Annotated in this window: 25 protein-coding genes; 8 read left to right on the plus strand and 17 right to left on the minus strand. The window is 66.7% G+C overall.

What is annotated here, in order from left to right:
• Positions 1 to 147 precede the first annotated feature (147 nt).
• From A9975_RS09195 to A9975_RS09220, 6 genes are all read right to left on the minus strand, one after another.
• Positions 148 to 1017: a LysR substrate-binding domain-containing protein gene (locus tag A9975_RS09195; RefSeq protein ID WP_183032313.1), complete on the minus strand. Its 870-nt coding sequence runs from the start codon at positions 1015 to 1017 to the stop codon at positions 148 to 150.
• A 147-nt stretch (positions 1018 to 1164) separates the two neighbouring features.
• Positions 1165 to 3318: a phosphocholine-specific phospholipase C gene (locus A9975_RS09200; protein ID WP_183032314.1), complete on the minus strand. Its 2154-nt coding sequence runs from the start codon at positions 3316 to 3318 to the stop codon at positions 1165 to 1167.
• A gap of 101 nt (positions 3319 to 3419) precedes the next feature.
• Positions 3420 to 3584 (minus strand): hypothetical protein, encoded by a 165-nt coding sequence (locus tag A9975_RS09205; protein ID WP_183032315.1) that lies wholly within the window; start codon positions 3582 to 3584, stop codon positions 3420 to 3422.
• 28 nt (positions 3585 to 3612) lie between these two features.
• Complete coding sequence (locus A9975_RS09210) at positions 3613 to 5628, minus strand: hypothetical protein (RefSeq protein WP_370564217.1); 2016 nt, start codon at positions 5626 to 5628, stop codon at positions 3613 to 3615.
• Positions 5629 to 5999: 371 nt separating this feature from the next.
• Entirely contained in the window at positions 6000 to 7316 is a 1317-nt protein-coding gene (locus A9975_RS09215) for an MFS transporter (RefSeq protein ID WP_183032316.1), read from the minus strand.
• Between the two features lie 59 nt (positions 7317 to 7375).
• A complete protein-coding gene (locus A9975_RS09220; protein ID WP_183032317.1) occupies positions 7376 to 7972 on the minus strand; it encodes a TetR/AcrR family transcriptional regulator in 597 nt (198 codons plus the stop codon).
• A gap of 158 nt (positions 7973 to 8130) precedes the next feature.
• Here A9975_RS09220 and A9975_RS09225 point away from each other — a divergent pair, with 158 nt between their 5' ends.
• A complete protein-coding gene (locus A9975_RS09225; RefSeq protein ID WP_183032318.1) occupies positions 8131 to 8895 on the plus strand; it encodes an SDR family NAD(P)-dependent oxidoreductase in 765 nt (254 codons plus the stop codon).
• A 90-nt stretch (positions 8896 to 8985) separates the two neighbouring features.
• Here the strand turns inward: A9975_RS09225 and A9975_RS09230 are convergent, their stop codons facing one another.
• Genes A9975_RS09230 through A9975_RS09240 form a run of 3 tightly spaced genes read right to left on the minus strand, consistent with a single transcriptional unit; the run spans position 8986 to position 11617 of the window.
• Positions 8986 to 9150: a DUF2474 family protein gene (locus A9975_RS09230; protein WP_082055131.1), complete on the minus strand. Its 165-nt coding sequence runs from the start codon at positions 9148 to 9150 to the stop codon at positions 8986 to 8988.
• Positions 9150 to 10157: a cytochrome d ubiquinol oxidase subunit II gene (cydB, locus tag A9975_RS09235; protein ID WP_150985599.1), complete on the minus strand. Its 1008-nt coding sequence runs from the start codon at positions 10155 to 10157 to the stop codon at positions 9150 to 9152. The genes A9975_RS09230 and cydB overlap by 1 nt, the downstream gene beginning before the upstream one ends.
• A 5-nt stretch (positions 10158 to 10162) precedes the next feature.
• On the minus strand, positions 10163 to 11617 hold the full coding sequence (locus tag A9975_RS09240) for a cytochrome ubiquinol oxidase subunit I (protein ID WP_183032319.1): 1455 nt from the start codon (positions 11615 to 11617) through the stop codon (positions 10163 to 10165).
• A gap of 482 nt (positions 11618 to 12099) precedes the next feature.
• Here A9975_RS09240 and A9975_RS09245 point away from each other — a divergent pair, with 482 nt between their 5' ends.
• Positions 12100 to 12690 carry a hypothetical protein gene (locus tag A9975_RS09245; protein ID WP_183032320.1) on the plus strand — a complete coding sequence of 197 codons (591 nt, stop codon included), beginning with the start codon at positions 12100 to 12102 and terminating at the stop codon, positions 12688 to 12690.
• A 36-nt stretch (positions 12691 to 12726) separates the two neighbouring features.
• Here the strand turns inward: A9975_RS09245 and A9975_RS09250 are convergent, their stop codons facing one another.
• The 4 genes from A9975_RS09250 to A9975_RS09265 form a co-directional block, all read right to left on the minus strand.
• A complete protein-coding gene (locus A9975_RS09250; RefSeq protein WP_183032321.1) occupies positions 12727 to 14253 on the minus strand; it encodes an amidase in 1527 nt (508 codons plus the stop codon).
• Positions 14254 to 14327: 74 nt separating this feature from the next.
• Complete coding sequence (locus A9975_RS09255; protein WP_220810664.1) at positions 14328 to 15506, minus strand: DSD1 family PLP-dependent enzyme; 1179 nt, start codon at positions 15504 to 15506, stop codon at positions 14328 to 14330.
• Positions 15507 to 15641: 135 nt separating this feature from the next.
• A complete protein-coding gene (locus A9975_RS09260) occupies positions 15642 to 16622 on the minus strand; it encodes a tripartite tricarboxylate transporter substrate binding protein (RefSeq protein WP_183032322.1) in 981 nt (326 codons plus the stop codon).
• Between the two features lie 52 nt (positions 16623 to 16674).
• A complete protein-coding gene (locus A9975_RS09265) occupies positions 16675 to 18048 on the minus strand; it encodes a D-serine ammonia-lyase (protein ID WP_183032323.1) in 1374 nt (457 codons plus the stop codon).
• Between the two features lie 170 nt (positions 18049 to 18218).
• Between A9975_RS09265 and A9975_RS09270 the strand changes: the two genes are divergently transcribed.
• Together A9975_RS09270 and A9975_RS09275 are read left to right on the plus strand one after the other, a co-directional pair.
• Positions 18219 to 19202, plus strand: coding sequence for a LysR substrate-binding domain-containing protein (locus A9975_RS09270; RefSeq protein ID WP_183032324.1), 984 nt, complete (start codon positions 18219 to 18221; stop codon positions 19200 to 19202).
• A 77-nt stretch (positions 19203 to 19279) separates the two neighbouring features.
• Complete coding sequence (locus tag A9975_RS09275; RefSeq protein WP_150985591.1) at positions 19280 to 20035, plus strand: sulfite exporter TauE/SafE family protein; 756 nt, start codon at positions 19280 to 19282, stop codon at positions 20033 to 20035.
• A 35-nt stretch (positions 20036 to 20070) separates the two neighbouring features.
• On the opposite strand, the gene A9975_RS09280 is transcribed toward A9975_RS09275, so the two are convergent.
• Positions 20071 to 20982, minus strand: coding sequence for a YihY/virulence factor BrkB family protein (locus A9975_RS09280; protein ID WP_183032325.1), 912 nt, complete (start codon positions 20980 to 20982; stop codon positions 20071 to 20073).
• 269 nt (positions 20983 to 21251) lie between these two features.
• Here A9975_RS09280 and A9975_RS09285 point away from each other — a divergent pair, with 269 nt between their 5' ends.
• Complete coding sequence (locus tag A9975_RS09285; protein ID WP_183032326.1) at positions 21252 to 22496, plus strand: AI-2E family transporter; 1245 nt, start codon at positions 21252 to 21254, stop codon at positions 22494 to 22496.
• 7 nt (positions 22497 to 22503) lie between these two features.
• Here A9975_RS09285 and A9975_RS09290 read toward each other — a convergent pair whose 3' ends face one another.
• A complete protein-coding gene (locus A9975_RS09290; protein WP_183032327.1) occupies positions 22504 to 22869 on the minus strand; it encodes a hypothetical protein in 366 nt (121 codons plus the stop codon).
• 117 nt (positions 22870 to 22986) lie between these two features.
• Here A9975_RS09290 and A9975_RS09295 point away from each other — a divergent pair, with 117 nt between their 5' ends.
• The gene (locus A9975_RS09295) at positions 22987 to 23790 is read left to right on the plus strand and encodes a MetQ/NlpA family ABC transporter substrate-binding protein (protein ID WP_183032328.1); all 804 of its coding nucleotides are present in this window, start codon (positions 22987 to 22989) and stop codon (positions 23788 to 23790) included.
• Between the two features lie 29 nt (positions 23791 to 23819).
• Here the strand turns inward: A9975_RS09295 and A9975_RS09300 are convergent, their stop codons facing one another.
• A complete protein-coding gene (locus A9975_RS09300; protein ID WP_183032329.1) occupies positions 23820 to 24413 on the minus strand; it encodes a 2-hydroxychromene-2-carboxylate isomerase in 594 nt (197 codons plus the stop codon).
• Positions 24414 to 24504: 91 nt separating this feature from the next.
• A complete protein-coding gene (locus A9975_RS09305) occupies positions 24505 to 25233 on the minus strand; it encodes an SDR family oxidoreductase (RefSeq protein ID WP_150985585.1) in 729 nt (242 codons plus the stop codon).
• A 191-nt stretch (positions 25234 to 25424) separates the two neighbouring features.
• Here A9975_RS09305 and A9975_RS09310 point away from each other — a divergent pair, with 191 nt between their 5' ends.
• Together A9975_RS09310 and A9975_RS09315 are read left to right on the plus strand one after the other, a co-directional pair.
• Positions 25425 to 26003: a TetR/AcrR family transcriptional regulator gene (locus A9975_RS09310; protein WP_183032330.1), complete on the plus strand. Its 579-nt coding sequence runs from the start codon at positions 25425 to 25427 to the stop codon at positions 26001 to 26003.
• A gap of 55 nt (positions 26004 to 26058) precedes the next feature.
• On the plus strand, positions 26059 to 26691 hold the full coding sequence (locus tag A9975_RS09315; protein ID WP_183032331.1) for a phospholipid-binding protein MlaC: 633 nt from the start codon (positions 26059 to 26061) through the stop codon (positions 26689 to 26691).
• The last annotated feature ends 18 nt before the right edge of the window (positions 26692 to 26709 follow it).

A 26709-nucleotide genomic window follows, 5' to 3' on the forward strand; every position in this document is an offset into this window, starting at 1 on the left:
TCCGGTCGGAAAAGCGGCAAGGATGCCCACCGGCAATGACCCACGGATGAAGCGCGGCGCAAGAATCCCGATACGGCTATCAGGGATTTTTGCCGCCTTTGGCGAAGTTGCCGAGCTTGCCGGGGCTGCCGATGCCGCCTACGCCGCCTACGCCGCCTTGCGCGGCGCGAGGCATTCCAGGAAGGCTCCGATCAGCCGCGTATGCGTGCGGCCCTGCAGGCAATAGAGGTATTCGTGCAGCACGGGCGGCTGGCTCGCAAACGGCACAACACACAGCGCCGGGTCGCGCGGCACTTCCCCCAGCGGCACCACGCTTGCGCCAAGGCCCTGGCGAATGGCTTCGTAGATGGCTTCGCGGCTGCCGATGACGGTGCAGGCCGGCAGCGGCAAGCCGGCGTCGTCCAGCGCGGTCTCGGTGGCCTTGCGCGTCATCGAGCCGTGCTCGCGGATCAGCAGGTGGCAGGTTGCCAGCTGCGCCAGGCTGACCTTGGGCGCGCGCGCCAGCGGATGGGCAGGGTTGACTACCAGCACCATTGGGTCGGTGGCCAGCGTGATGCGGGCCAGCCGATCGTCCTCGACGGCGTGCGAGGAGACGGCGACGTCGATGCGGTATTCGATCAGCGCATCCAGCATCTGCTGCGAGTTGCCGATATCGATGCTGATCTCGATGGCGGGATAGCGTTCGCGAAACGCGGCCACGCTCTTCAGGATGTAGTAGGGCCCGGTAGCGCCGATACGCAGATGGCCGAGATGCAGGTTGCCGGCATTGCGCAGCAGGAAATCCGCGCTGCCTTCGTGCTGCATCAGCTGCTCCACCACCGGCATCAGGGCCACGCCGACGTCGCTCAGGTCGACCCGGCCAGCGCGCCGGTAGAACAGCTCCACGCCGTAGTTCTCTTCCAACTGGCGGATGCGGCCCGTGACCGTGGGCTGGCTTACGCGCAGTTGCTTGGCGGCGGTGGTGATGCTGCCCTGCCGTGCCACTTCATAGAACGTCGTCAGCAGGTCGCCGAGCATGGGGGATTTCCGTGGGGATTGCGCAAGGGCGCCAGTCTAGCGGCGATTTGTGACAGTTCTTCGCCGCGCGGCCACGGGTGCGGCGGCGCGGCGAAGAAGCCGGGGTAACAGGCAAGCCCGGACCTGTGCGTGCGGCCCGGGCTGCGTTCAGGGCACTGCCCGCGCGGGCTTGCCCTGGGCCGGGTCGGAGATGGAGTCGGCGCCCGTTTCCAGGCGGCCGGCAAAGCGGCGCCGGAAGCTGCCCTGGGTAGTGGTCACGACGAAGTCGTACCAGTTGCCCTGCAGCCCTACCGGCCAATGCTGGTCGAGCTGCTTGCCGGCCGGGATGTCAAAGGTCCAGGGGCCGTCGTCGCGGTAGGCGGCGGGCGTGACGGTGAAGGTGCAGGCCTTGGTGCCGGTATTGATCATGGTCAGGTAGACGGCGGCATTGGCGATGTCGTAGCACACCCGGATTTCCGGCGCGGTGCCGCCCGCGGCGGCCACGGTGCTCACGTCGCCCTGGAAGGCGCGGTGGAATCCGTTCGGGCCCAGCACCCACAGGTCGTATTTGCCGTTGTCAGCGGTGAAGACGTCCCAGCTGTCATTGACCTGTTTGCCCGGCTCCACCGCATAGCGGCGCGGCACGCGGTCCAGGTGCAGGCGGTCGTACACGTGGAAGACGGCGGCGGCCGTGCCGGTGTTGCTCAGCAGCAGCCACATGGCTTTGGCGCCCGGATCTTCGCGCCCGCTCACATGCAGCTCGTAGGGCAGCGCGCGCGAGGGCCGTGTGCCCGCCGGCTGGGTGGCCGGGTTGGCGGCCTGGGCGGCTACTGTGGGCAACGCTACCTGAAGTTTGGCTTCCTGCGCAGCGCGCACGCTGTCGGCATCGGTTTTGGTGCGGTTGGGGATGTTGGGCAGCGCCGCGCTGTTCGGGCTGACGAAGTTGAACGCCGACAGCATGTCGCCGCAGATGGCGCGGCGGTACGGGCTGATGTTGGTCTCGGCGACACCGAAGCGTGCCTCCAGGAAACGCAGCACCGAGGTGTGGTCGAATACCTGCGAGTTGACCCAGCCACCGCGGCTCCACGGTGAGACCACGTACATCGGCACGCGGGGGCCAGGGCCGTAGGGATGCATGTCGGTATGGTACTCACCGTCGGTGGCGACGGTGGACTTGCCGGCGAGCACGCCGTTGGCGTCGTAGGCGGGCGCGCAGGGCGGCGGCACGTGATCGAAGAAGCCGTCGTTCTCGTCGAAGTTGATCAGGAGCACGGTCTTGCTCCAGATGGCCGGGTTGGCCGTCAGCGCATTGAGCACTTCCTGCGTGTACCAGGCGCCTTGCACCGGGCTGGAAGGCCCCGGGTGCTCGGAGTAGGTCGCCGGCGCCACGATCCACGACACCTGCGGCAGGCTGCCCGCGGCGATGTCGTCCTTCAGCGCTTGCAGGAAGCCGCCGTCCGGCATGGTGTTGCCGATGCCCTTGATGAGCGGGTTGATGACGTCGTCGGCGATGGTATAGGCCGGGTAGGGGCTGCCATTGGACGCATTGCCCCGCGCCTCGTTGGCCTTGCGGTACTGCACGAAGCCAGCCAGCGGGTTGTCGGTGAAGTTGTCCGGCATGTTCTGGTACAGCTTCCAGCTCACGCCCGCCGCCTGCAGGCGCTCCGGATACGTGGTCCAGCGGTAGCCGCCGGTGGAAGCGCCCATGGAGTCGCCGCTGTTGTCGATCACCGGGCCGCCATTGGCGCCGGTGGGGTCGTTGGTGCCGGTCCAGTGGAACAGGCGGTTGGTGTTGGTGCCGCCATGGAAGCCGCAGTGGTAGGCGTCGCACAGCGTGAAGGCGTTGGCGAGCGCGAACTGGAAGTCCAGCTCGGCCTGGGTGTAGTAGCCCATCGACTGGGTGTTCTTGTAGGTGGGCCACTTGTTCATGCGGCCCAGGTCCCAGGCGTTCTGGGCGTCGGGGTAGCTGTGCGGCGTGCCGCTGACGCGCTGCGCATTGCCGGCCGTGCTGTCGAGGTGGTACGGCTGCACGATGCGGTTGGTGTAGGCCTGCTGCCAGACATTGAGGCCGCCCGCCAGCGGGATCGGGAAACGATCGCCAAAGCCGCGCACGCCCTGCAGGGTGCCGAAGTAATTGTCGAAGGAGCGGTTCTCCTGCATCAGGATCACCACGTGCTCCACATCGCGGATGGTGCCGGTGGCGTTGTTGGCGGGAATCGCCAGCGCGCGCCGGATCGAGGGCGGGAAGGCGGCCAGCGCCGCGGTGGCGGCGGCGCTGCCGCCGGCCATCTTGAGGAATTTGCGTCTGCTGTGAAGGCTCATCTTTGTTTTATGCCGGACTGTTCGGTTGGTGCAGGGCGTGGCGCCGGTGCGCTATCGCGCGCTGGCGCACGCCACTGTTGGCGACGGTTCGCTAATGCTTGTCAGGGTGCGCAGCGCAACTGCGGCGTGGCTGCGGGCGGCTGCCCGGGCTGCGCCGGATCGGCGGGCTTGTCATTGGAGTCGCCGCCGCAAGCCGTCAGCGTGGCGCACAGCACCAGTGCCGCCAGCCAGCCCGGCTGCGCGAAGAAGGAGATTGAAGGCTTCATGGTCACGTTTGCTCTCGGGGAATAGGTATCAGGGGTTGAGCGTGGACAGAGGCTGGTGCGAGCCGGCAATGGTCTGCAGCTCGGCCAGGCTGAGCTGGCGCGTCCACATGGCCAGGTCGTTGAACTCCATCACGCCCTTGAGCGCACCGCCGTTGTTCGGCACATAGGCATGCGTGGCATCGTCATTGAGGCCCCAAGCTTTGGTGGCGAGCCCGTTGAGCTTGGTCACGTCGGTGTTGGCGATGGCCTTGTTTTCAGTCTTTTGCAGCCCGAGCACCGGGTCGATGAGGTAGGCGCTGAAGGTCTTGGCCGTGGCGTTGATCGACAAGGCCAGGTAGGTCCACTGGTTGGCGCTGAACGTCATGCCCGTGATGTCGTCGCGCTTGCCGCCGCTGCCGATGTTGAAGCTCACCGAGCAGCTGCCCCACAGGCCAATCGCGATGCCCGGGTTGCTGCCGGAGGTCCAGTCCTTGTTGGCCAGGATCGGCTCGCCGGTGCCGTTGCCCTGCGTGCAGTCGGACCTGAACCAGAAGCCGATGGTGAATTGCGGGGCGAGTGCGATATCGGCGCCGCTCTGCGTGAGCCGATAGGCATCGATTCTCGAATCGACCTTCAGCGCCTTGCCGCCGAAATTGTCGCTGCTCAGCGAGCCGCCATCGGTGCCGGGGACCCAGGGGCCGATGGTGGTAGTGCCCTTGCTGTCGGTTGCCGGCAGCGTCTCGAAACTGTAGTAAGCGGCCAGGTTGTTGCGCAGCGTGTCGGCCAGCACGACCGGCTTGACGTAGTTGATCTGCGCCAGCAACGCGGTGGGCACACCGTTGCGCACCAGCGTGTAGTTGAAGCGGTACACGCCGCTGGCCGGCGCGGTGATGGTCTTGTCCTCATAGGTGGACGTGCCGGCGGGCAGCGTGGCGATCTGTACGCCGTCGCGCAGCAGGGTCATGTCGCCGTTGGCGGTGGTGGGGTTTTGCCATGACAGCACGATCGAGGTGTTGGTGCTGCCCACCACGGACCGCAAGGCCCGCACGCCCGCGGTGCCGGCCAGGGCCGAGCCGTCGATCTGGTACGAGGCGGCGCTCAGGGCCACGCCGACGTGCGCGAGCATGGTGGGCAGCAGGTCGGCCTCGGTCGGCAGTGCCGCCAGCGCGTCCGCGTTGGCGGGCGCGGCCGGCAGGTTGCTGGCCACCGCCGTGTTGAAGGGCTTGTTGAGCGCGATGAAGGTGGTGCGGTTTTGCACCGTCGGCAGCGTGGTGGTGGAACCCGTCGCGTCCAGGCCGTGGCTGGTGGTCACGGCTACCAGCCAGTCCTCATCGGCATTGGCCTGGCGGCTCGCCTGCACGGCGGCCAGCAGTTTGCCGAGTGCCTGGTCGAAGCCGGACAGCGCGGTAGCGTAGCTGCCGCCCTGGAAGCCTTGGGCGGCTGCGGCCAGGCCGGGTGCGCTGAACTGGGTGAAGACCACGTCGTAGCCGGACTGCACCAGCTTCACGCCCTCTTGCGCGACGCAGTTGTCGTCAGCGGTGCAGTCGCGCATCGAATCGAGATTGCCCGCGGCCACGTCGGCCTTGAGCAGTGCCGGCAGCACGGGCGTGCTGGAAGCGACGCCGCGGCGCATCCGGCTCGAGCCGGCGTTGGCACGCAAGTACTGGAACAGGCTCGGCGTGCGCATGCCGGCGGCCACGGCAACGTCGTCGCTGACGCCGTGGCGGTTCGCCCAGTTGCCGGCGAGGACCGTGGCCCAGCTCGGGCCGGCAAGCGGAACCTGCTCGGTGGTGGTGCCGAGGCGGCCGCCGGTCGACGCCGGCGTGATCGACAGCGTGGCCAGGTTGGGCAACGTGCGCTGGGCGATGCCGCTCTGCAGCTGGCTATAGGTGGCGCCGTCCACGCCGACCAGCAGCACCTTCTTCTTGCTGCCGACGCCTGCGCCGCTCACATTGTTCTGATCGGGTGCCACCACTGCCGACGAGTCGCTGCCGCCGCCGCATGCCGCTACCGTGCCCGCCAGGGCCAGGCCACATGCCATGCGTGCCCGCTGTTTCCATGCCATATCCGGTTCCTCTTTTCTGTTATCCAACGCGGCGCGCCGCTCCGGCGGCGCGTCCAATCACGCTCCCCGTGACGCGTTGGCAGAGTAAAAAAAGGGGTTGTCATGCGGGTGACAGGGAGGCAAAGAATGCTGATGCGCCCATTTGTATTCTTGATGGGACAGGCACGCAGAGGCACAGACCCAGCCTGTATGGCGGGTTGGAGGACAAAAAAGCGAGGAAAGCGCGGCGCCAGGAATGGCCGCAGAGCACGACGAAGGGAGAGGAAGCGAGGCGTGGGGCGGGAAGTACTGCGAGGAGCGAGGATCAAGCGTGCTGCGTTGCCCTCGTCATGGCGACGTGGGCAACGCAGCCGCGGCGAGCGCCGCGGACGTCAGGCCTTGGCAGTCTGCGGGGCCGCGCCGCTAGCCTGCGTGTTCGGGCGCCGGACCATCAACGCCAGCAGCGCAGCCACCACGCACGCCGCGCCCGCGGCGTACAGCGCCGGCGTGTAGGTCAGCAGCAAGGTACGGGTAAGGCCCGCGCCGAACGCGGCCGTGGCGGCGCCGACCTGGTGGGCGGCAAAGATCCAGCCGAACACCATCGGCGCGCGCTCCTTGCCGAATACCGAGCCTGCCAGCCTGACCGTGGGTGGCACCGTGGCGATCCAGTCCAGGCCGTAGAACATGGCGAAGATGGACAAGCCATACAGCGTGAACGTGGAGTGCGGCAGCCAGAACAGCGACAGCCCGCGCAGCCCGTAGTACCAGAACAGCAGCTTGCGGCAGTCGTAGCGGTCCGACAGCCAGCCCGACAGGATGGTGCCGACAAAGTCGAACGCGCCCATCATCGCCAGCGCGCCGGCTGCTGGCACGGCGGCCATGCCGAAGTCCGCGCACAGCGAGATGAAGTGCGTCTGGATCAGGCCGTTGGTGCTCAGCCCGCAGATGAAGAAGGTGCCGGCCAGGATCCAGAAGGTCTGGTTGCGGGCGGCGTCGCGCAGCACCACGAAAGGCCCGCGCAAGGTCAGCGGCGTGGGCGCGCTGGTCGGTGCCGGCGCGGCTTGCACGTGCACCGGCACCTCACCGAACGCTGCCAGGCCCACATCGGCGGGACGGTTGCGCATGAAGCAGAACACCAGCACGGCCAGCACCGCGCAGGCGCCCAGCACCGGCACCACCGCGATGCGCCAGCCCATATGCTCGATCAGCCAGGCTGCCACGGGCAGGAACGCCAGCTGGCCGGTGGCCGAACTGGCGGTCAGGATGCCGATCACCAGCCCGCGGCGCGCGCTGAACCAGCGGCTGGCGACCACGGCCGCGAGTACCAGCGCGGTCAGGCCGGAGCCAACGCCGAGCATCAGGCCCCAGGCAATGAACAACTGCCACAGCTCGGTGGCAACAGTGGCCAGCGCCATGCCGCCGGCGATCAGCGCCAGCGCGGCCCACACCACGTTGCGCACGCCGAAACGCTCCATCAGGATCGCCGAGAACGGGGCCATCAGGCCGAACAGCGCAAAGCGAAACGCGAGGATGGACGAGATCTGATCCGTGTCCCAGCCCATCTCGCGCGTCAGCGGCTTGAGGAAAGCGCCGGGCAGGCCGAGCGCGGCGGAGGTGGTCAGCATCACGCAGAAGGTGATGGCGGCGATCAGCCACGCGTAGTGGATGCCGCGCCGGTCGAGCCGGCTGGAAAGCGCTTGAGCGAACATGGGTCGGGTTCCGGGGGGGGGGGGGCGTTTGGTTTGTCTTGGGGCGTTGGCCCTTGTTGTTACTGCGGATTCTGGCCCAGCAGCATGTCGCGCGCCGCGGCCAGGATGTCTTCGGAGATGGCATCGCCCTCGGTGGCACGCGCCAGCGTCATGGCACCCACCAGCGTGGCCAGCTGTCCCAGCGCCAGCTTGCGGCGCTCGGCCGGGTCGGCGTGCTCGACCGTCTTCATCCAGTCCTCGACCATGACCTTGAGGCCGTCGATGTAGACCCGGCGCACCGGCTTGTCCGCCGGCTCGCGGGCAATGTCGCCAGCGAGGGCCACCGCCGCGCAGCCTTCGCCGCGGTCGGTGCAATGCGCCGTGGTGAGGTAAGACTCCACCAGGCTGGTGCGCATCGCCTGCTTGTCGCCTTTGGCGCGCTCGATGCGGCGCGACCAGCGCTGCGCGGATTCCTCGAAGGCGCGCTTGCTCGCCAGCGCGGCCAGCGCGTCCTTGGACGAGAAGTGCCCATAGAAACCACCGTGCGTGAGGCCGGCGCCGGCCATCAGTTCGGCCACGCTCACGCCGTTCAGGCCGCGCTCGCGGAATAGCTTGGAGGAGGCCTGCTCGATGGCTTCCCTGTGCTTGTCTGCCTGCTCTCGTGATGCGCGCGCCATATCGGGCTCTCCTGCTGAAGTTTTGCTTGACCGGATTTTATATGATGGTCATAATTTATTCAATAGATGTTGGTCATCATTTAAACCAGCATCGCCGCGCAGCATCCTGGATGCGGGTGGCGTCGCTTTTCTGTTCCTCTGTATCAGGAGAATCCGTCATGCAGAACCTGTTCGATCTCACCGGCCGCGTTGCCGTCATCACCGGCTCCACCAAGGGCATGGGCCTGGAAATGGCCCGCGCGCTGGGCGCCTCCGGTGCCGCTGTTGTGGTATCCGGCCGTGACCAGGCCGCTTCCGAGGCGGTAGCGGCCGCACTGGAGGGCGAGGGCTTCAAGGCCAAGGGCATCGCTTGCGATATCGGCAACGTGGAGAGCGTCCAGGCGTTTGCCAGGCAAGCGCTGGATGCCTACGGCCGCGTGGATGCGCTGGTGCTGAACGCGGCGGGCAGCGGCACGGCGGGCGCGCTCCTGAGCCAGGGCCCGGAAGTATTCGAGCAGGCCATGGCGGGCAATGTGCGAGGCAACCTGGTGCTGGTCAATGCGTTGGCTCCGCAGATGATCGAGCGTGGCGACGGTGCCGTCATCTTCATGTCGAGCATCGCCGCCAGGCGCGGCTCGGCCATGCTTGGCATGTACAGCATCACCAAGGCCGCAACGGATGGCGCGGTGCGCAGCCTGGCGCTGGAACTCGGGCCGAAAGGGATCAACGTGAATGCGATCAACCCCGGGCCGGTGCGCACGGAATTCTCGCGCGAGGCGCTATGGGGCAACCCGGAACAGGAGGCGCGCCTGGCCGCCGCAATTCCGATGCGGCGTATTGGCGAGGCGAAGGATGTGGCGGGGCTGGCGGTGTTGCTGGCATCGCCAGCCGGGCGCTTTATCCACGGCCAGAGCATTGGCGTGGATGGTGGGCTTTCGGCGTGAGCCGCTGAGGGTCAAGGATCAACGCTCAAGGTCAACGGTCAAAGGGGATCGCGCCCCGCAGATGCCGGGGCGCCGGGCCGCGGACGCCCCTCAGCTATGCATGCCTGCCAGCCGCATCAGCAGGCGCAGCAGCAAAGCCGCCACGCCCAGCGCTGCCACGCTGGCCACCCAGATCAGCACCATCCAGCCGACCCGCTTGAGCCACGGCCTGGGCGCATCATCCGGCGATCGCCGGCGGTGCTGTGTCGCTGGCATCAGTGATACCCCTCGCCGTGTTTCACCTTGCCCCGGAACACGTAATAGGCCCACACCGTGTACATCAGGATGAAGGGAATGATGAACAGCGCGCCCACCAGCGCAAAGCCCTGGCTTTGCGGTGGCGAGGAGGCGTCCCAGATCGAGATATCCGGCGGCACGATATTCGGCCATACGCTGATCGCCAGCCCGCTATAGCCCAGGAAGACCAGCGCCAGCGTGTACATGAACGGCGCCAGGTGCGCGTGCTGCTGCAAAGAGCGAATCAGCCGGTACATGGCAAACGCCACCAGCAGCGGCACCGGCGAGAACCAGAGCAGGTTGGGCAGGCTGAACCAGCGCTCGGCAATGCGCGGCTGCGACAGCGGCGTCCAGATGCTGATGACCGCAATGACAGCCAGCAACACCCAGGCCAGCTTGCCGGTGAGTTCCAGCATGCGCTCATGCAGCTTGCCTTCGGTTTTCATGATCAGCCAGGTGCTGCCCAGCACGGTGTACGCCACCACCACCCCAACGCCGCAGAATAGCGGGAAGGGCTGCAGCCAGTCCAGCGGGCCGCCCGAGAAGGTGCGCCCCGTCACCTTGATGCCGTCGATATACGCGCCCAGCGAAACGCCCTGGAAAAATGCCGCCACCAGCGAGCCGCAGATAAACGCCTTGTCCCAGACGTGGCGCTCGCGGTCATTGGCCTTGAAGCGGAACTCGAACGCCACGCCGCGAAAGATCAGCCCCAGCAGCATGAAGATCAGCGGCAGGTAGAGCGCGCTGAGCACCACCGAGTAGGCCAGTGGAAATGCGGCCAGCAGGCCCGCGCCGCCCAGTACCAGCCAGGTCTCGTTGCCGTCCCACACAGGTGCCACCGTGTTCATCATGACGTCGCGGTCATGGCGGTCCGGCACGAAGGGATACAGCATGCCGATGCCCAGGTCGAAACCGTCCATCACCACATACATCATCACGCCAAAGAAGATGATGACGGCCCAGATCAGAGAGAGGTCGATGCCCATGATGATCAGCTCCTGCTATCGGCCAGGCGGTTGGTGGAAGTGACCGCGCCAGGTACGTCGCCCGGATCGTCCACCGCGGAGAGCGGTCGCGCCGGCGTGCCTTCCATCGCGTGTCCGCCATCAGGTTCCGGATCGCCCTCATGCTCGACCGGGCCTTTGCGCACCAGCCGCATCATGTAGGCGATACCCACGCCGAAGACGAAGAAATAAGCCACCACGAACAGCGCGAGCGAGAACGCCAGTTCCGGCACGCCGTGCGGCGAGACCGCGTCGGCGGTGCGCATCACGCCGTAGACGATCCAGGGCTGGCGCCCGATCTCGGTGGTGAACCAGCCGGCCAGGATCGCGATCAACCCGGTCGGGCCCATCCATAGCGCCATGCGCAGGAACGCGCGCGCGTGGAACAGCTTGCCGCCCCGGCGCAGCAGCAGGCTCCAGAGGCCGAGCAGGATCATCAGCATGCCCAGACCCACCATCACGCGGAAGCTCCAGAAGATGATGGTGGAGTTGGGCCGGTCTTGCGGCGCGAACTCTTTCAGGCCCTGGATCTGGCCGTCCAGGCTATGGGTGAGGATCAGGCTGCCCAGGCGCGGGATTTCCACCGCGAAGCGGGTTTCCTCGCGTGCCATGTCGGGCCAGCCGAACACGATCAGCGGCAGCGGCTCGTCGCCGTGGTTTTCCCAGTGGCCTTCGAGCGCGGCGATCTTGGCCGGCTGGTGCTTGAGCGTGTTGATGCCGTGCATGTCGCCAATGACGGCCTGGATCGGCGCCACGATCAGCAGCATCCACATGGCCATCGACAGCATCTTGCGGATGGCCGGGTTATCGCGCCGGCGCAGCAGGTGCCAGGCGGCGGAGGCGCCCACGAACAGCGCGGTGGCGAGGAAGGCCGCCACACTCATATGCAAGAGGCGGTACGGGAACGACGGGTTGAAGATCACCGCCAGCCAGTCCACCGGCACCACCCGGCCATCGACGATCTCGTAGCCCTGCGGGGTTTGCATCCAGCTATTGGAGGCCAGGATCCACGTCGCCGAGATCAGGGTGCCGAGCGCCACCATCAGCGTGGCGAAGAAATGCAGGCCGGGGCCGACCCGGCTCCAGCCGAACAGCATCACGCCCAGGAAGCCGGCCTCCAGGAAGAACGCGGTCAGCACCTCGTAGGCCAGCAAGGGGCCGGTCACGCTGCCGGCGAAGTCAGAGAAGAAACTCCAGTTGGTGCCGAACTGATACGCCATCACCAGCCCCGACACCACGCCCATGCCGAAGTTGACGGCAAAGATCTTGGACCAGAAGTGATAGAGGTCGCGGTAGACCGTGTTTTGCGTGCGCAGCCAGCAGCCTTCCAGCACGGCGAGGTAGCTCGCCATGCCGATGGTGATGGCCGGGAAGATGATATGGAAGGAAATCGTGAAGCCGAACTGGATCCGTGCCAGGTCGAGCGCGCTCAAGCCAAACATGTCGTGATCTCCGTGGGGCATTGGGAACGGGCTTGGCCGGCCAGTTCGGGGGCGGTCCATTCACGTTGCGTTTCAGGCGCACGCGTACATAGAGTAGACCACAGGCCGAGCGCATAGAGGTGCTCTTTTTCGTGGGCCGACTGGCGTGGCGAAAGGCAGGGGGAGGTTGCTCGCGAAAGGAAGCCCGCCGAGGCGGCGGGGTTTGATGCAGGGGTGTCCATGGGCGGGGCAGCAGTGAGGCTGGGAGATTGGTGGCGTGCCATGGACACCATGCTACCGGTAGCTTGCGTTGGATAACAGAAGCAACGGCTGGGAAAAAGACCGGATCAGATTTGAGGGAAGTGTCTTGGAAGTTACCTTCCATGCGCGTTCAGACCAGCCAGTCCCGATTTGGCGACGCGTTGGACGAAGGTCCCATTGTCTTCGCCTGCCATGGAACCCACTCTTAGGGGAGGAACCACTGGTATGTCAAGGAGAGCAGAATGAACAACAAGCATTTTCTGGTCGCGGCCGCGCTGGCGGTGATGGCGGCTTCGGCGCTGGCCCAGCCCGAAACCCAGGTGGAGGTCAAGAAAGCACCGGGCCAGGTGACCATGGCGGGGACCGCCAGGGTCACGGCCACGGTGGTTGCCATCGAAGCGGCCACCAGGACCGTTTCGCTGAAGGACAAGAAGGGCAAGGTGGTCAGTCTGGTGGTGGGCGAGGAGGCCCGCAACTTCGACCAGTTGAAGGTCGGCGACGTGGTGACCGCCGAGTACAAGGAAGCCATCACCCTGACGCTCAAGAAGCAGGGCGGAGGCAAGAGTGCGCTCAGCGAGCATGAGTCGATGGACCGGTCCGCGCCGGGTGCCAAGCCGGGTGGCACGGCCGGGCGCGAGGTGACGGTCCTGGCCGATGTCGTTGCGATCAATGCCAAGACCAAGATGGTTACCTTGAGAGGGCCTAAGGGCAATACGCTGGACCTGATGGTTGAAGACCCCGAGCAGATGAAGAACATCAAGAAGGGCGACCAGGTCCAGGCCGTGTACACCGAGGCCGTGGCGGTATCCGTGGAGCCTGCGGCCGGAAAGTAGTGCTGGCGCGCAGGCTGCAGGGGCGCAGGGGCTGCGCTAGACGGCCGATACCGAAGCGGCACCGCCCGACGCGCCATCCAGGACCGGCGGCGCGGTGACGATCGACTTCAGCCCGGGCTGCGCCGCGCGCAACTGGTCCAGCCGCGGCAGCGGACGGCGCAGTGCCTCCGACCCTGCAAATGCTTGCTCCATGGCATGCGCCACGCCCAGCGTATGGTGATCGGCGCGGAAGCGGCCTACCACCTGCAGCCCGAACGGCATGCCGGCATGGTCCAGGCCGCAGGGCAAGCTGATGGCGGGGTGGGTGGTGAGCGTGACCACGTAGGTAGGGGCCAGCCAGCGGTAATAGTTCTCCTGCTTTTCGCCGTTGATGGTCTCGGCGTAGAGGCTGGTCCATGGGAACGGCGACACCGGCGTGGTTGGCGACAGGATCACGTCGTAGTCTTCAAAGGCGGCCTGGAAGCGGCCCAGGATGCGCGTCTGCTCGGCTTGCGCCCAGGCGCTGTCGACCAGCGACATGGCCGCGCCCATCTCATAGTTGGCGCGCGTGTTCGGGCCCAGGCTCTGCGGATCGCGCTGATAGGCCTCGTGCATGCCGGCGACAAAGCTCTCGGCGCGCAGCACGTCGAAGCAGCGGTGCGCGTCGCCCAGGTCGAACTGGATCTCGTCGCAACTGCGAAACAGGTGCCGCATGGCGGCGATCTTGTCGCGAAAGACCTGCCGGATCTGGTTGTCGACCGCGCACACGCCGAAATCCTCGGTCCAGCCCACCCGCAGCGAGCCCAGGTCGACATTGCCGGGCAGCAGGAACGACATCGGGTCGAGCGCATAGGTGAGCGGGTCGCTGGCCGAGACGCCGGCCGAGGCCGCCAGCTGCAGGCAGGCATCGGCCACGGTGCGGCCCATCGGGCCGACCACGGAGATGGGCGTCCAGCCCAGCAGCTTGCGCGAGCTCGGCACCACGCCAGGCGACGGGCGGAAGCCCACCACGCCGCATTTGGCCGCGGGGATGCGCAGTGAGCCGCCGGTGTCCGAGCCGGTGCAGACCGGCAGCATGTCGGTCGCCAGCGCGGCAGCGGAGCCGCCCGAGGATCCCCCCGCATTCAGGTTGGGGTTGAAGGGGTTGCCGGTGGCGCCCCACACCACGTTGCGCGAATTGGCGCCCGCGCCCATCTCCGGGATGTTGGTCTTGCCGGTGACGATGGCGCCGGCCGCGCGCAGCCGGGCCACCAGCACATTGTCGGCGCTGGGCACGTTGTCGCGGTACAGCGGCGAGCCATAGGTGGTGAGCAGGCCGGCCGTGGCTTCCAGGTCCTTCACGCCCAGCGGCAGGCCGTGCAGCAGGCCCAGCGGCGCGCCGTCCAGCACGGCGCGCTCGGCTGCGCGGGCTTCTTCGCGGGCGCGCTCGTAGCAGGTGGCGGTGACGGCGTTGATAAAGGGGTTGACCGCCTCGATGCGGGCGATGCACGCCTCAAGCAGTTCAACGGGCGAGATCTCCTTGCTGCCGATCAGGCGGCGCAGCGCCACGGCGGATTGGGCAAGCAGGTTATCGGTCTGGGTCATGGTGAATTCTCTGGCAGGTAGGGGGAAGCGCCGCGCCGGCAGGGCAGGTGCGGCGGAGTGGCATCCGGATCGCGCTAGCGGCTCAGCCCGCGCGCCGACACCGGCCACAAGCAGGCCACGGCCTGCCCGCGCACGCCAACGATCTCGTCGTACAGGTTGAGGGTGGGGTCGCAATGGCCAGGCACCAGCAGCACCTGGCTGCCGAGGCCCGGCAGGCCCGCCGCGTTGGTGCCGGGCACGGGCTCGATGATGCCGTGCTCGTCGTTGGCCGCCACATAGGCCAGCGCGTGGTCCTGGCCATTGGCGCCCCACACCAGTGGCAGGCCCGAATCCACCGCCATCGATTTCAGGCCCGCGTCGAGCACAACGCGCGGCGAGGGCCGCGTTGCCGCCGCCACGCTCATCACGGTGGTGGCGATAAACAGGCTGTGCTCGAAACGCAACGCGCCGCTGTAGTCGTTGCGGCCGTAGTCAGCGTCCATGAAGATATAGGAGCCGGGCTGGATTTCGGTATAGACGCCGCTCTCCAGGTCGAACTCCACGCTGCCGCTGCCGCCGCCCGTCACGGTGGCGCAAGCCACGCCGGCCTCGGCCAGTTCGGCGACGATGGCGGCGGTACGCGCCGCGGCATCGGCCGCGGCCTGCCGGCGCGCAGCGTAATCGCGCACATGCTGGATGCCGCCGTGATACGCCTGCAAGCCGCGGAACGCTAGCTGCGGGTGCGCGCCGATGGCTTGAACGAGGCGGAGCGCGGCAGGCGCGTCGGCCACGCCGCAGCGTCCCTGGCCCACGTCGATCTCGACGAACACCCCGATGCTGCTGCCGGCCTGCGCGGCGGCTTGCGCCAGCGCGGCGACCTGGCGCGCATCATCCACGCAAACGCTCATCCGTGCATGCCGCGCCAGGCGGGCCAGCAGCGCGGCCTTGGCCGCACCGGCAATCTCGTTGCTGATATGGATGTCCTTGACCCCCGCCTGCACGAACGGCAGCGCCTCGCTGACCTTCTGGCAGCAGATGCCGGCCGCGCCACGCGCGATCTGCGCCAGCGCTATCTCCGGGCATTTGTGCGCCTTGGCATGCGGGCGCAGTTGCACGCCCGCGCGGTCGGCGGCCTGCTGCATCTGCGCCAGGTTGCGCTCGAAGGCATCGAGGTCGAGCATCAGCGCCGGCGTGTCCATGGCGGCTGCGGGCTGGCCGACGACGGCGCAGACGTCAAGCTGCAGGGTGGCGGAAGTGGAATCGGGGAGCGTCATGTGTCGGGCTGTCTTGGGCTGTCTCGGATCGTTCTGGAGGGCATGGCGCCGCCTCGGGGGCGGCGGTGCTTGCGATGATGTGGGCTGGAGGCGGGCGCTGTCAAACCAAGCCCGCCACGGGCCATCTGCGTGCGCTCAGTCCGCGGTGATGTTGGCACGCTGCGCAATGGCGCGCATGCGCGGCAATTCCTTGGTGATCAGCGCGGTCACCTCCGCGCCCGTGCCGTAGGACGGCTCGAAGCCATTGTCCAGCAGCTTCTTGCGCGTATCCGGGTCGGCCATGGTCGCGGCCAGCGCCTTTTCCAGCTTCGCCTTCACCTCGGGCGCCAGGCCGCGCGGCGCCACTACGGCCAGCCAGGTATCCATATCGGTACCCGGGTACCCGCTTTCCGCCACGGTGGGCACGTCGGGCAGCAGGGATGAGCGCTTGGCGGTGGTGACCGCAATGGCCTTGACCTTGCCGGCGCGGATCTGCGGCACGGCGGCCGAGACGGTATCTACCGAGAACGGGATCTGGCCGCCGATCAGGTCGGTCATGGCCGGCGAGCTGCCGCGATAGGGCACGTGCAGCATCTTGATGCCAAGATCGTTCAGCAGCATCTCGCCGGCGAACTGCGCGGTGGTACCCGTGCCGAACGAGCCGTAGGAGAATTTTCCGGGTGTCGCCTTCACCGCTGCCGCGAGCTGCTTGAGGTTGTTGACCGGCACATCGCGGTTGGCCAGCAGGATCAGGCCGGTGCGCCCGGTCAGCCCGATCGGCTCGAAGCTCTTGAGCGGGTCGTATGGCAGCTTGGGATGGATGGCCGGATTGACCGTGAATGTGGTGCCCGAGCTGACCAGCAGCGTGTAGCCATCCGGCGCGGCCTTGGCCACCAGCCCGGCGCCCACGATGGTGCCGGCGCCCGGCCGGTTGTCGATCACCACGGTCTGGCCCAGGTGGTCGCCGAGCTTCTTGGCCAGCAGCCGGCCGATCACATCGGTGGCGCCGCCGGGCGGGAAGGGGATCACCATCTGGATCGGGTGCGTGGGGTAGGCCTGGGCCAGCGCGCTGCCGGCGGGCACCGCCAGGCAACAGGCGGCCAGGCATGCAAGCTTGAAGGTATGGACGGGTTTCATGCTGACTCTCCTGCGTGCGACGATGGGGGGATGGATGATGGCGGCGGGCGGCTCAGGCGGCGAGCGCGGCCGCCTTGTCCAGAAAGCCTTGGTACTCCGCTGGCGGCACGAACAGCCCGCCGGTGGTCCACACCAGATGCGTGGCTTGCGGCATCGTGGCTTCGAGCTGGTGCCGGGCCAGGTACTCGCGCCCCGCCGCGCTCTCGCACAGCATGCGCGGCCCGCTGAAGCCGGCCGCGGCAGAGGGCTCGATGCGCAGCCCTTGCGTGCGCCATGCCATGGCCAGGTGTTCGAACAGGGTATCGTCCGCCACCGTGAACACGCCGGACAGCAGCGGGCGCATGACGGCAGCGGCCAGCTCCGAAGCGCGCGGCACGGCTAGCCCGTCGGCCTGCGTGCGGTTGCTCAGGCCGAAGTCATAGACGGACGGATTGCCTGTGCCTGCCATCATCTGCACCAGGAAGCAGGGCGACTGGGTCGGCTCGGCAAACACACAGTGCACGTGCGGCCCAAACAGTTGCCGCATGCCGAAGGTGATGCCGGCCGGCGCGCCGCCTACGCCGCAAGGCAGGTAGACGAAGAGCGGGTGCTCGGCACCGACGCGGATCGCATGCGCGGCGAGTTGCTGGCGCAGGTGCAGCGCTGCGGCGCTGTAGCCGAGCAGCAGCGACAGCGAGCGCTCGTCGTCCACGAAGTAGGTGAACTCGTCCTGCTGCGCCTGGCGGCGCCCGGCCGCGACGGCGTCCTCGTAGTCGCCAGCATGCTCCACGACTTCCACGCCGCGGTTGCGCAGCCGCGCCTTCTTCCATGCCTTTGCATCCGACGACATATGCACGGCCGCGCGAAAACCCAGCGCCGAGGCCATCACGCCAATGCTCAGGCCAAGGTTGCCGGTGGAACCCACCGCCACCTGGTAGCGCCCGAACAAGGCGCGCGCCGCGGGCTCCCTCAGTGCCAGGTAATGCTCCGGCCCGTTGCGGCCAGGGCCAAGCAGGCCATGGCGCAGTGCCAGGTTCTCGGCAAATTCCAGCACCTCGTGGATGCCGCCGCGCGCCTTGATGGAACCTGCCACCGGCAGGCTGTGGTCTGCCTTGACCCACAGCCTGCCCTGGCTGGGGGGCAGCCCAAGGGCCGCCTGCATCGACGGCACGGCCAGCAGAGGCGACTCGATGACGCCATGGGCCTCGGCCAGCTCCGGAAACAGCGCCGGCAGCAGCGGGGCAAAGCGGGCAAAGCGCGCCTGCGCAGCCTCGACATCAGCTAGACTAATGCTGTGTTCGCCGGCGGCCTGGACGGGCGGCGGCGTCCCGGCGCGCGCCGGATTGCACCAGAGAAACGGCGTGGCGGCGGCCAGGCTGGCGCGCAGCGCTGCGGCATTATCAGGGCCGGTTGCGGTTGATGGATTAGTGGCTAAAGGCTGGTTCATCGCTAAGGGATAGGCTGCTGCGGGTTCCTGGGTGACTTCATTGTTGGCCTGCGCGGATGCGCTGGCAATCTATTTATATTTAGCGAGGCATTAGTTTGACTAATGGGAATCTGAGGGCGGACGTGCGTATCGGCGGGCACTTATGAGTTCCTTGTCATGAGTTCCTTGTCATGAGCACCTTGTTATCGTCCTCCTTGCTGAGCTGGCTGCGTTGCTTCGAGGCGTCGGCGCGCCATTGCAACTTCACCCACGCGGCCACGGAACTGTGCGTGACGCAGGGTGCGGTCAGCCAGCAGGTGAAGCAGCTGGAGCAGTGGCTGGACCGGCCCTTGTTCCTGCGCACGCCGCGCGCGCTGGTGCTGACGCCCGAAGGCGAGCGGTTGCGCTTTGTGCTGCGCGAGTCCTTCCAGGCCATCGAGGGCACGCTCACCCAGCTACGCAAGCCGCGCGAGACCGGCCCCATCGCGCTGAGCTGCGCACCGTCGTTTGCCATGCGCTGGCTGACCCCGCGGCTGGGCGATTTTTTCCGTGATCACCCCGAGGTGGGCCTGCGCGTCTATGGCGAGTTCCACGCGCTGGACCGCACCCGGATGGTGCGCGATGGCATCGACGCCGCCGTGCGCTTCGACCTGGGCGGCTACGACGACCTCAAGGCCCGGTTGTTTCTCGACGAATGGCTGCTGCCGGTGGCAAGCCCCGCCTTCGTGGCCGCGCATCCCGAGTTGCGCAAGCCACAGGACCTGAGGGGTGCCTGGCTGCTGCACGACGTGAGCCCGTGGGACGGCGCGCAAGCCTTCGAGGAATGGCGCCACTGGCTGCGGGTGGCGGGGGTGGAGGCAGAGGTGGGCGAACTCGACGCGGGCCAGCGCTTCAACCTGTCGCAGCTGGCCGTGGGTGCGGCGCTGGCCGGGCAGGGCATCGCGATGGGGCGCTCGGCGCTGGTGCTGGAAGATATCGAGGCCGGCCGGCTGGTTGACTTGTTCGGCATCCATGCGCGCTCGCAGGCGTCCTACTTCTTCGTCTGCGCGCATGGGCAGACGCCGCCTATCGCCATGGTGGAGGATTGGCTGGCTGCCGAGGGCGCGCGTTTCGAAGCGGCGCGGGCCAAGGTGCTCGATGTGCAGGCACGCGGCGCAAAGGCTGCGCTCAGGTGACAAAGCGTTCAATCCCCTGCATAGTTTGCGGCTTTCGAGCATTCAAGCATTCAAGCATTCGAGCTTTCGAGTCACCGATGGAATTTCCTGTCCTGATCCTGGCGCTGGGCGCTGTCGTGGCCGGCTTCGTGCAAGGCTTGTCCGGATTTGCCTTCGGCATGGTGGCCATGTCCTTCTGGGTCTGGACCGTGGAGCCGCGCCTGGCAGCGACGATGGCGGTGTTCGGCTCGCTGACCGGGCAGGTGGTGGCGGCGGTGACGGTGCGGCGCAGCTTTTCGCCTCGGCAGTTGCTGCCTTTCGTGGCCGGCGGCATCCTGGGCATTCCCATCGGCGTGGCGATCCTGCCTGCGCTCAATCCCAGCGTGTTCAAGGCTTGCCTGGGAGGCCTGCTGGTCATCTGGTGTCCGCTGATGCTGATGTCCCGGCAACTGCCCCACATCCGGGCCGGCGGGCGGGTGGCCGATGGCGTGATCGGCGCGGCCGGGGGCATCATGGGCGGCATCGGCGGCTTTACCGGGGTCATCCCCACGCTGTGGTGTACCCTGCGCGGGCTGGCCAAGGACGAGCAGCGCGCCATCATCCAGAATTTCAACCTGGCCACGCTGGCGGTGACCATGGCGACCTATGTCGGCACCGGCATCGTCACGCGCGACATGCTGCCCATGTTCCTGGTGGTGGGGCCGGCCATGCTGGTGCCCAGCATCCTTGGCGCGCGGCTGTACATCGGCATCAGCGAGATCGCATTTCGCAGGATCGTGCTGAGCCTGCTGACCGCATCCGGCGTGGCGCTGCTGTCTGCCTCGCTGCCGAAGCTGCTGGGGACGTTGCACTGATTGGCCATTGAGCCCTGGGCCGTGTGCGCAGCGGCTCAGGTGTGAAAGGTCTCGGTTTCGGCTTGCCCCTCCGCCTGCACTGGCGCATCAATGCCGCCGCGCTCGAATTCCGCGATCACCTGCGCCCCGAGCAGCAGCAAGGTGGCGGCGATCTCCAGGCTCAGCAGGACGACGATCGCGGTGGTGAGCGAGCCATACACCACGCTCACCTGCGACAGCGTGGCGAAGTACCAGACCAGCACGTGCCGCGAGATCTCCCACAGCAGCGCGGCGCTCACCGCGCCAATCAGCGCATGGCGCACCGACAGGCGGCCCACCGGCATCACCAGGTAGATGGAGGCCAGCAGCAGGATCTCCCCCGCCAGCCCGAGCAGGTAGAGCAGGGTGCCGGAGACCCGGTCCAGTGACAGTTCATGGCCCAGCACTTCGACATGCCGCGCGCCTAAGGCCTGCAGGCTGCCCGAGACCACCGTCACCAGCAACAGGCCGATGCTGAGCACGACGATGTAACAGTACGGCAACACCGCCGACACCAGGAAGTGGCGGCGGCGGATCGCCACCCGGTGCACAAAGATCACCGACATGGCGTTCTCCAGCACCGTGAACGCCAGCGAGCTGAAAAAGATCATGCTCGCCAGCAGCACCCAGCCGATCACCCCGCGGTTCGCCAGGAAGTTGGCCAGCTCGCCCACCAGCGCGCGGGATTGCCCCGGCAGCAGCCATTCCAGGTAGCGCGACAAGGTGGCCAGCAGCGATCGCGGCTCGATCACATGGGACAGCGCGATCACCATCAGGATCAGCAAGGGCACGATCGACAGCAGGGCGTAGTACGCCACCGCGCCCGCGAGCAGCAAGCCCTGGTTGGCTCGGAAATGCCGGAGCGTGCGCAGTACGAAGCGCCATGGGTGCTTCAGCACCAGCCGGGCGCGCGCATCGAGTATCTGCATGGCAGAGGATGGGTCAGTTCGTCATAGCAGGGAGATCACTTTCGCGGCGCATCCGTGTTCTCTCAATGTGGCGCATCGCGCGCCGTACGGCAAGCCGTGGTTGTCCTACACAGGCTTGCGTCATTCTCCGACAGAAACGCCGGCAGGCAAGACTATGCTTGGATGAGGCATGGCGCGCGCCATGCGCGCATGCCCATTGCCCATTGCCTATTGCCTTGCCGGCATTCACGCGACACGCACGCGACCATCTCGACAGGAACTGCAATCCCATGGCTGATCTGAACGCCGGCCCCGCTGCGCAAAACCAGTCGTCTGTCTGCGCCGATGCCCCTGGTGGCGCCGGCGAAGGCCGGCAGGCTGCTGCCAGCCAGCCGCCCGCGCCTGACGCCGCAGCGGCGGGCACATCGGCGACCCAGCCTGCCGTGGCCGCAACCCTTCCCATCGTTGCGGCCAGGCGCGGCGAACTGGCACTGACTATCCTCGCGGTGCTCGCGTCGCTCTACACGCTGCACCTTGCCAGCGCTTTCGTGATCCCCGTGGTGTTGGCGGTGGTCGTCGCCTATATGCTCGATCCGCTGGTCACCGTGCTGTGCGGACGGCGCATCCCGCGCGTGCTCGGCGCCTCGCTGGTGCTGCTGGCGCTGCTGGCCAGCGTGGTCTGCTGCGCATACCTGTTGCAGGATCAGGTTGCCGGCCTGATCGACCGTTTGCCGGAAGTCGCCACCAAGCTGTCGCGCTCCGTGGGCGCCTTGCTCAGCGGCGACGCCTCGATGGTGCAGAAGATCCGGCGCGCGGCCACGGTGCTGGGCGGCACCGGGCAAGGGCCGCCCGTGCGTGGCTCCCAGATCGTGGTGGAGCGCACCGGGGATTCGCTCAACAATATGCTGCTGGCAGGTTCGGTCGGCGTCTTTGCCGTCGCCGCGCAGGCCGCGGTGGTGTTGTTCCTCGCCTTCTTCATGCTGGTGTCCGGAGACATGTTCAAGCGCAAGTTCATCAAGATGGCGGGTACCACGCTGTCGCAGAAGAAGATCAGCGTGCACATGCTCGACGAGATCAACCGGCAGATCCAGCGTTATATGGTGATGCTGCTGGTCACCAACGCCATGGTGGGCGCGCTGACCTGGTTCCTGCTGAAATGGCTGCAAGTGGATAACGCCGGCACGTGGTCGCTGGCCGCTGCGGCGTTGCACTTGGTGCCTTACTTCGGTGCGGTGCTCATTGCGGTTTGCATCGGGCTTGCCGCCTTCATGCAGTCGGGCGACTTTGCGCTGGCGGCAATGGCGGCAGGCGGCTCGCTGCTGGTCGCCACGCTGATCGGCGCGCTGGTGACCACCTGGATGACGGGGCGCATGGCCAAGATGAACGCCGTCGCGGTGTTCGTCGTGCTGCTGCTCTTCACTTGGCTATGGGGCACCTGGGGTGTGCTGCTGGCGATTCCCATCGCCGTGATCGCCAAGGTGGTGGCGGACCATGTGGAGGGGCTGGAAGTGGTGGCGGAGTTTCTGGGCGAGTGAGGCTGGCTCAATCCGCAGCCACAAAGCGCGCCACCAGGGCCGCCACATCGGGCGGGACCGCATCCGCCGCGCACGCCCGCAGATGCAGCGTCTGTCCCGTCGGCAGCGTCATGGCCGCATCCCGCTCGCCAAAACGCAACGTGCCTTCGGCAAACTCGCGCACCTGGCATTCTCCCTGGCTCATCGACACAAACTGCAACGGCAGCGCTTGCCGCGGGCCATTGCCGGCGGCGATCCACAACCACTGGTATTTGCGCGAGCGCGGCGCATCGGCGGGCAAGCCGAAGCGCTTGATTTCCAGCACCGCGCCCGCGGCCGAGGTGAAGGCAAAGAGAATCTGGTAGGGGGCAGAGGCTGCAGGGGGTTGCGTCATGGCTGGCTGGATATCTGCAGGAAACCGGAGCGTGATTCTACCCGCTGCCGAGCGCGAGCGCGCCGCCGCGCATCGGTGTGGCGCGCGAAGAGCCGCAACCCTGAGTGTGGAGCCTGCATGCAACGCCGTAGTCTATTCAAATCCATTGCCCTGGCCGCCGCCATGATCGTGTTGCCGGCCGCGCACGCCGCCGACCAGGTGGTGCGCCTTGGCACCATGAGCGGCCCCGATGCGCAGATCTGGGAGGTCGTGCGGACCGTGGCCAAGCGCAGCGGCCTGGACGTGAAGATCATCGAGTTCAACGACTATGCGCAGCCGAATGCCGCGCTGGATGCCGGGGACCTGGACGCCAACAGTTTCCAGCACCAGCCCTTTCTCGACAGCCAGATCGAGGCGCGGCGCTACAAGATCGCCAATGTCGGGCTGACGTATGTGGCGCCGATGGGCTTTTATTCGAAGAAGTTCAAGTCGCTGAAGGCACTGCCGGAAGGCGCCAAGGTGGGCATCCAGAACGATCCCTCCAATGGCAACCGCGCGCTGCTGCTGTTGCAGAAAGAGGGCCTGGTCACGCTGCGCGATGGCGCCGGAAAGAACGGCAAGAACGCCACGCCGCTCGATATCAAGGCCAATCCCCGCAAGCTGAAGATCGTGGAACTGGACTCGGCCATCCTGCCGCGCTCGCTCGATGACCTGGCCGTGGCTTCCATCAATACCGACTATGCGGTCACGGCCGGGCTCAGCCCGGCCAAGGACGCGATTGCCACCGAGGACCTGCGCGGCCCCTATGCCAACCTGATCGCGGTGCGCACGCAGGACAAGGACAAGCCGTGGGTCAAGCCGCTGGTGGCGGCCTACCAGTCGCAGGAAGTGCGCGACTTCCTGGTCACGCAGTTCAAGGGTGCGATCCTGCCGGCGTTCTGACGGCGCGCGCTCTCCTAGGATAGCGCCGGCTATGCGGCCAGCGCTTCCTCGACAAACAGCAGGCGGTCATTGCCCCAGAACAACTCGTCGCGGACGAAAAAGCTTGGCACACCGAACACGCCGCGTGCAACCGCGGCCTCGGTGGCCTGCTTCAGCGCATCCTTCACCGCGGGGTCATCGATCATCCCCAGCACCTGGCGCGCGTCGAACCCGGCGGCTGTGAGCGCGGCGCCAATCTCGGCGGGGTCGTTCAGGTTACGCTGCTGCTCCCACATGGCGGCGAAGATCGTCTCCACATAGCGGTGGAACGCGGCTTCGTCCTGCAACTGGAAGCCGACCGCGGCGCGCATCAGCGCCAGCGTATTGACCGGGAAATGCGGATTCTGCTGCAGGTTGGCACCGTACCGGCGCGACCAGCGCGCGGTGTCGGTCTTCGACCAGCGGCCCTTGGCGGGGATCTCCGCGGGGCTGTGGTTGCCGGTGGCCTTGAACACGCCGCCCAGCAGGATGGGCCGCCATACGATCTGCGCGCCGGTGCGCTGTGCCACGCGCGGCAATTCCTTGTAGGCCAGGTAGGAATACGGGCTGCCGAAGTCGAAATAGAATTCCACTTGCTTGCTCATGTCGTCGTCTCCGCTTGTTGTGGTGTTTTGTCTTTGGTGGCTTTGATGGCTTTGATGGTTTTCATTGCTTTGAGGCTCTGGCCCGCAGGGCTTACCACGGCTCGATCCACGGGCGGATATCCAGCTCGTGCGTCCACGCGTCGCGCGGCTGCTGGTGCAGCATCCAGTAGGTGTCGGCGATGTGTTCCGGATTGACGATGCCGTCGTCCTGCTTGGTGGCATAGCGGTCGGGGAAGTTCGAGCGGATAAAGTCGGTGTCGATGGCGGCGTCCACCACCAGGTGCGCCACGTGGATATTCTTCGGCCCCAGCTCTCGCGCCATGCTCTGGGCTAGCGCGCGCAGGGCATGCTTGGCGCCCGCAAAGGCGCTCATGCCATCGCGCCCGCGCAGGCTGGCGGTAGCACCGGTGAAGAAAATCGAGCCGTGCCCACGCGGCAGCATTACGCGGGCGGCCTCGCGCCCCATCAGGAATCCGCCGAAGCAGGCCATCTCCCAGACCTTGAAGTACACGCGGGATGTGGTTTCCAGCACGGAAAACCGCACATTGGCGCCGATATTGAAGATGGCCACCTCCAGCGGCGCGATCTCGCGCTCGATGCGCTCGATCAGCGCCACCGTCTCGTCCTCCTTGCGGGCATCGCAGGCAAAGCCGTAGGCCTCGCCGCCCTCGGCGCGAATCTGCTCGACCAGCGGCGTGAGCTTGTCGGCACTGCGGCGCGTCACGCAGGCGATATAGCCTTCGCGGGCAAAACGCCGCGCAATGGCGCCGCCAGTGGCGTCGCCGGCACCTACCACAAGGATGGCTTTCTTGTTGGACATGACTTGTCTCCAGTCTTGGAATGATCCGCCGGCCATGGCCGGGCGGGCTTTCTGCGTTCGTGCCCACGCTGGCCGCTTCCATCGGAAGTGGATCCGGCATAAGATAAACGATCGTTTAGTAAACGAACGTTATGGTATGAATGCGGGTCGCGTCAAGCGGCATCTGCCCCAGGACAATCTCAGGAACTGCAATGCGTTATTCCGCGACTCACAAAGCTGCCACCCGCGAGCGGGTGCTGGAGGCCGGCGGCGCACTGGTCAAGCGCGAGGGCTTTGCGTCGACCGGCGTTGACCAGCTGATGGGCGCCGCCGGCCTGACCGGCGGGGCGTTCTACAGCCATTTCGATTCCAAGCAGGCATTGCTGCGCGAAGTGATCGAGCGCGAGCTGCAGCGCAGCCGGGAGCTATTGCTGCCCGACGGGGAGGGAGGCGATGGCGCCTGGCTGGCAAGGATGCTGGATTGCTACCTCACCATGGGCCATGTGCGGCATCCGGAGACGGGCTGCCCGCTGCCCTGCCTGGGCGCGGAGATCGCCCGCGCCGATGCGGACACGCGCCAGGCCTGCGAGGACGGCATGGTGGCCATGCAGATGGAGCTGGCGGTAAGGCTGGGGAGCGGGGAGGCGGCCTGGGGCGTCATGTCCCAGTGCGTCGGGGCGCTGATGCTGGCGCGCACGGTGGCCAGCCAGGATGTGGCCAGGGAGATATTGAAGGGGGCACGGACGATGTTGGAGCGCGCTGGCGGTGCTGCGGGCGACTTGCGGGTGTAGCGCAACGCGCTTTGTTTTAACATGCGGGCTGCACATTCAGACAGGACCCCCAACGATGAGGAACGTACTCCTGATTCCCGTGGTTTCGGCATTGCTTGCCTTTGGCAGCGCAGCCTGCGCCCAGGTCGATGACCAGTCGAAGCCACAGGCGCTGATCCAGACCGTGACGCAGCAGTTGCTGCGTGAGGTGCGCACCCGCGCGGTCGCGCCGGGCGATATCCAGCGCATCACGACGATCGTGAACAAGGATATCCTTCCGTACACCGATCTGAACCGCACCACGCAGCTCGCCATGGGCCGTTACTGGCGCACCGCAACGCCGGTGCAGCAGCAACAAGTGGTGGAGCAGTTCAAGCTGCTGCTGATCCACACCTATGCCGGCGCTATCGCGCAACTCCGCCCGGACCAGCAGATCGCGTATCCGCCGTCGCGCATCGAGCCGGCCGAGACGGACGTGGTGGTGCGCACGGTCGCCACCAATATGAAAAGCGGCCAGCCTGTGCAGATCGACTACCGTCTGCACAAGACGCCGGAAGGCTGGCGCGTGTATGACCTGAACGTGCTGGGCGCCTGGCTGGTGCAGACCTACCGGCAGCAATTCAACGACAGGATTCAGCAAAGCGGGGTGGATGGGCTGATCCAGTCGCTGACCGAGCGCAATGAGCGGCTAGTGTCTGGCAGGCAGTAGGGGAGTCCAAGGGGCCAT

The organism is Cupriavidus sp. UME77, assembly GCF_014170355.1.
GTDB classification, from domain to species: domain Bacteria; phylum Pseudomonadota; class Gammaproteobacteria; order Burkholderiales; family Burkholderiaceae; genus Cupriavidus; species Cupriavidus basilensis.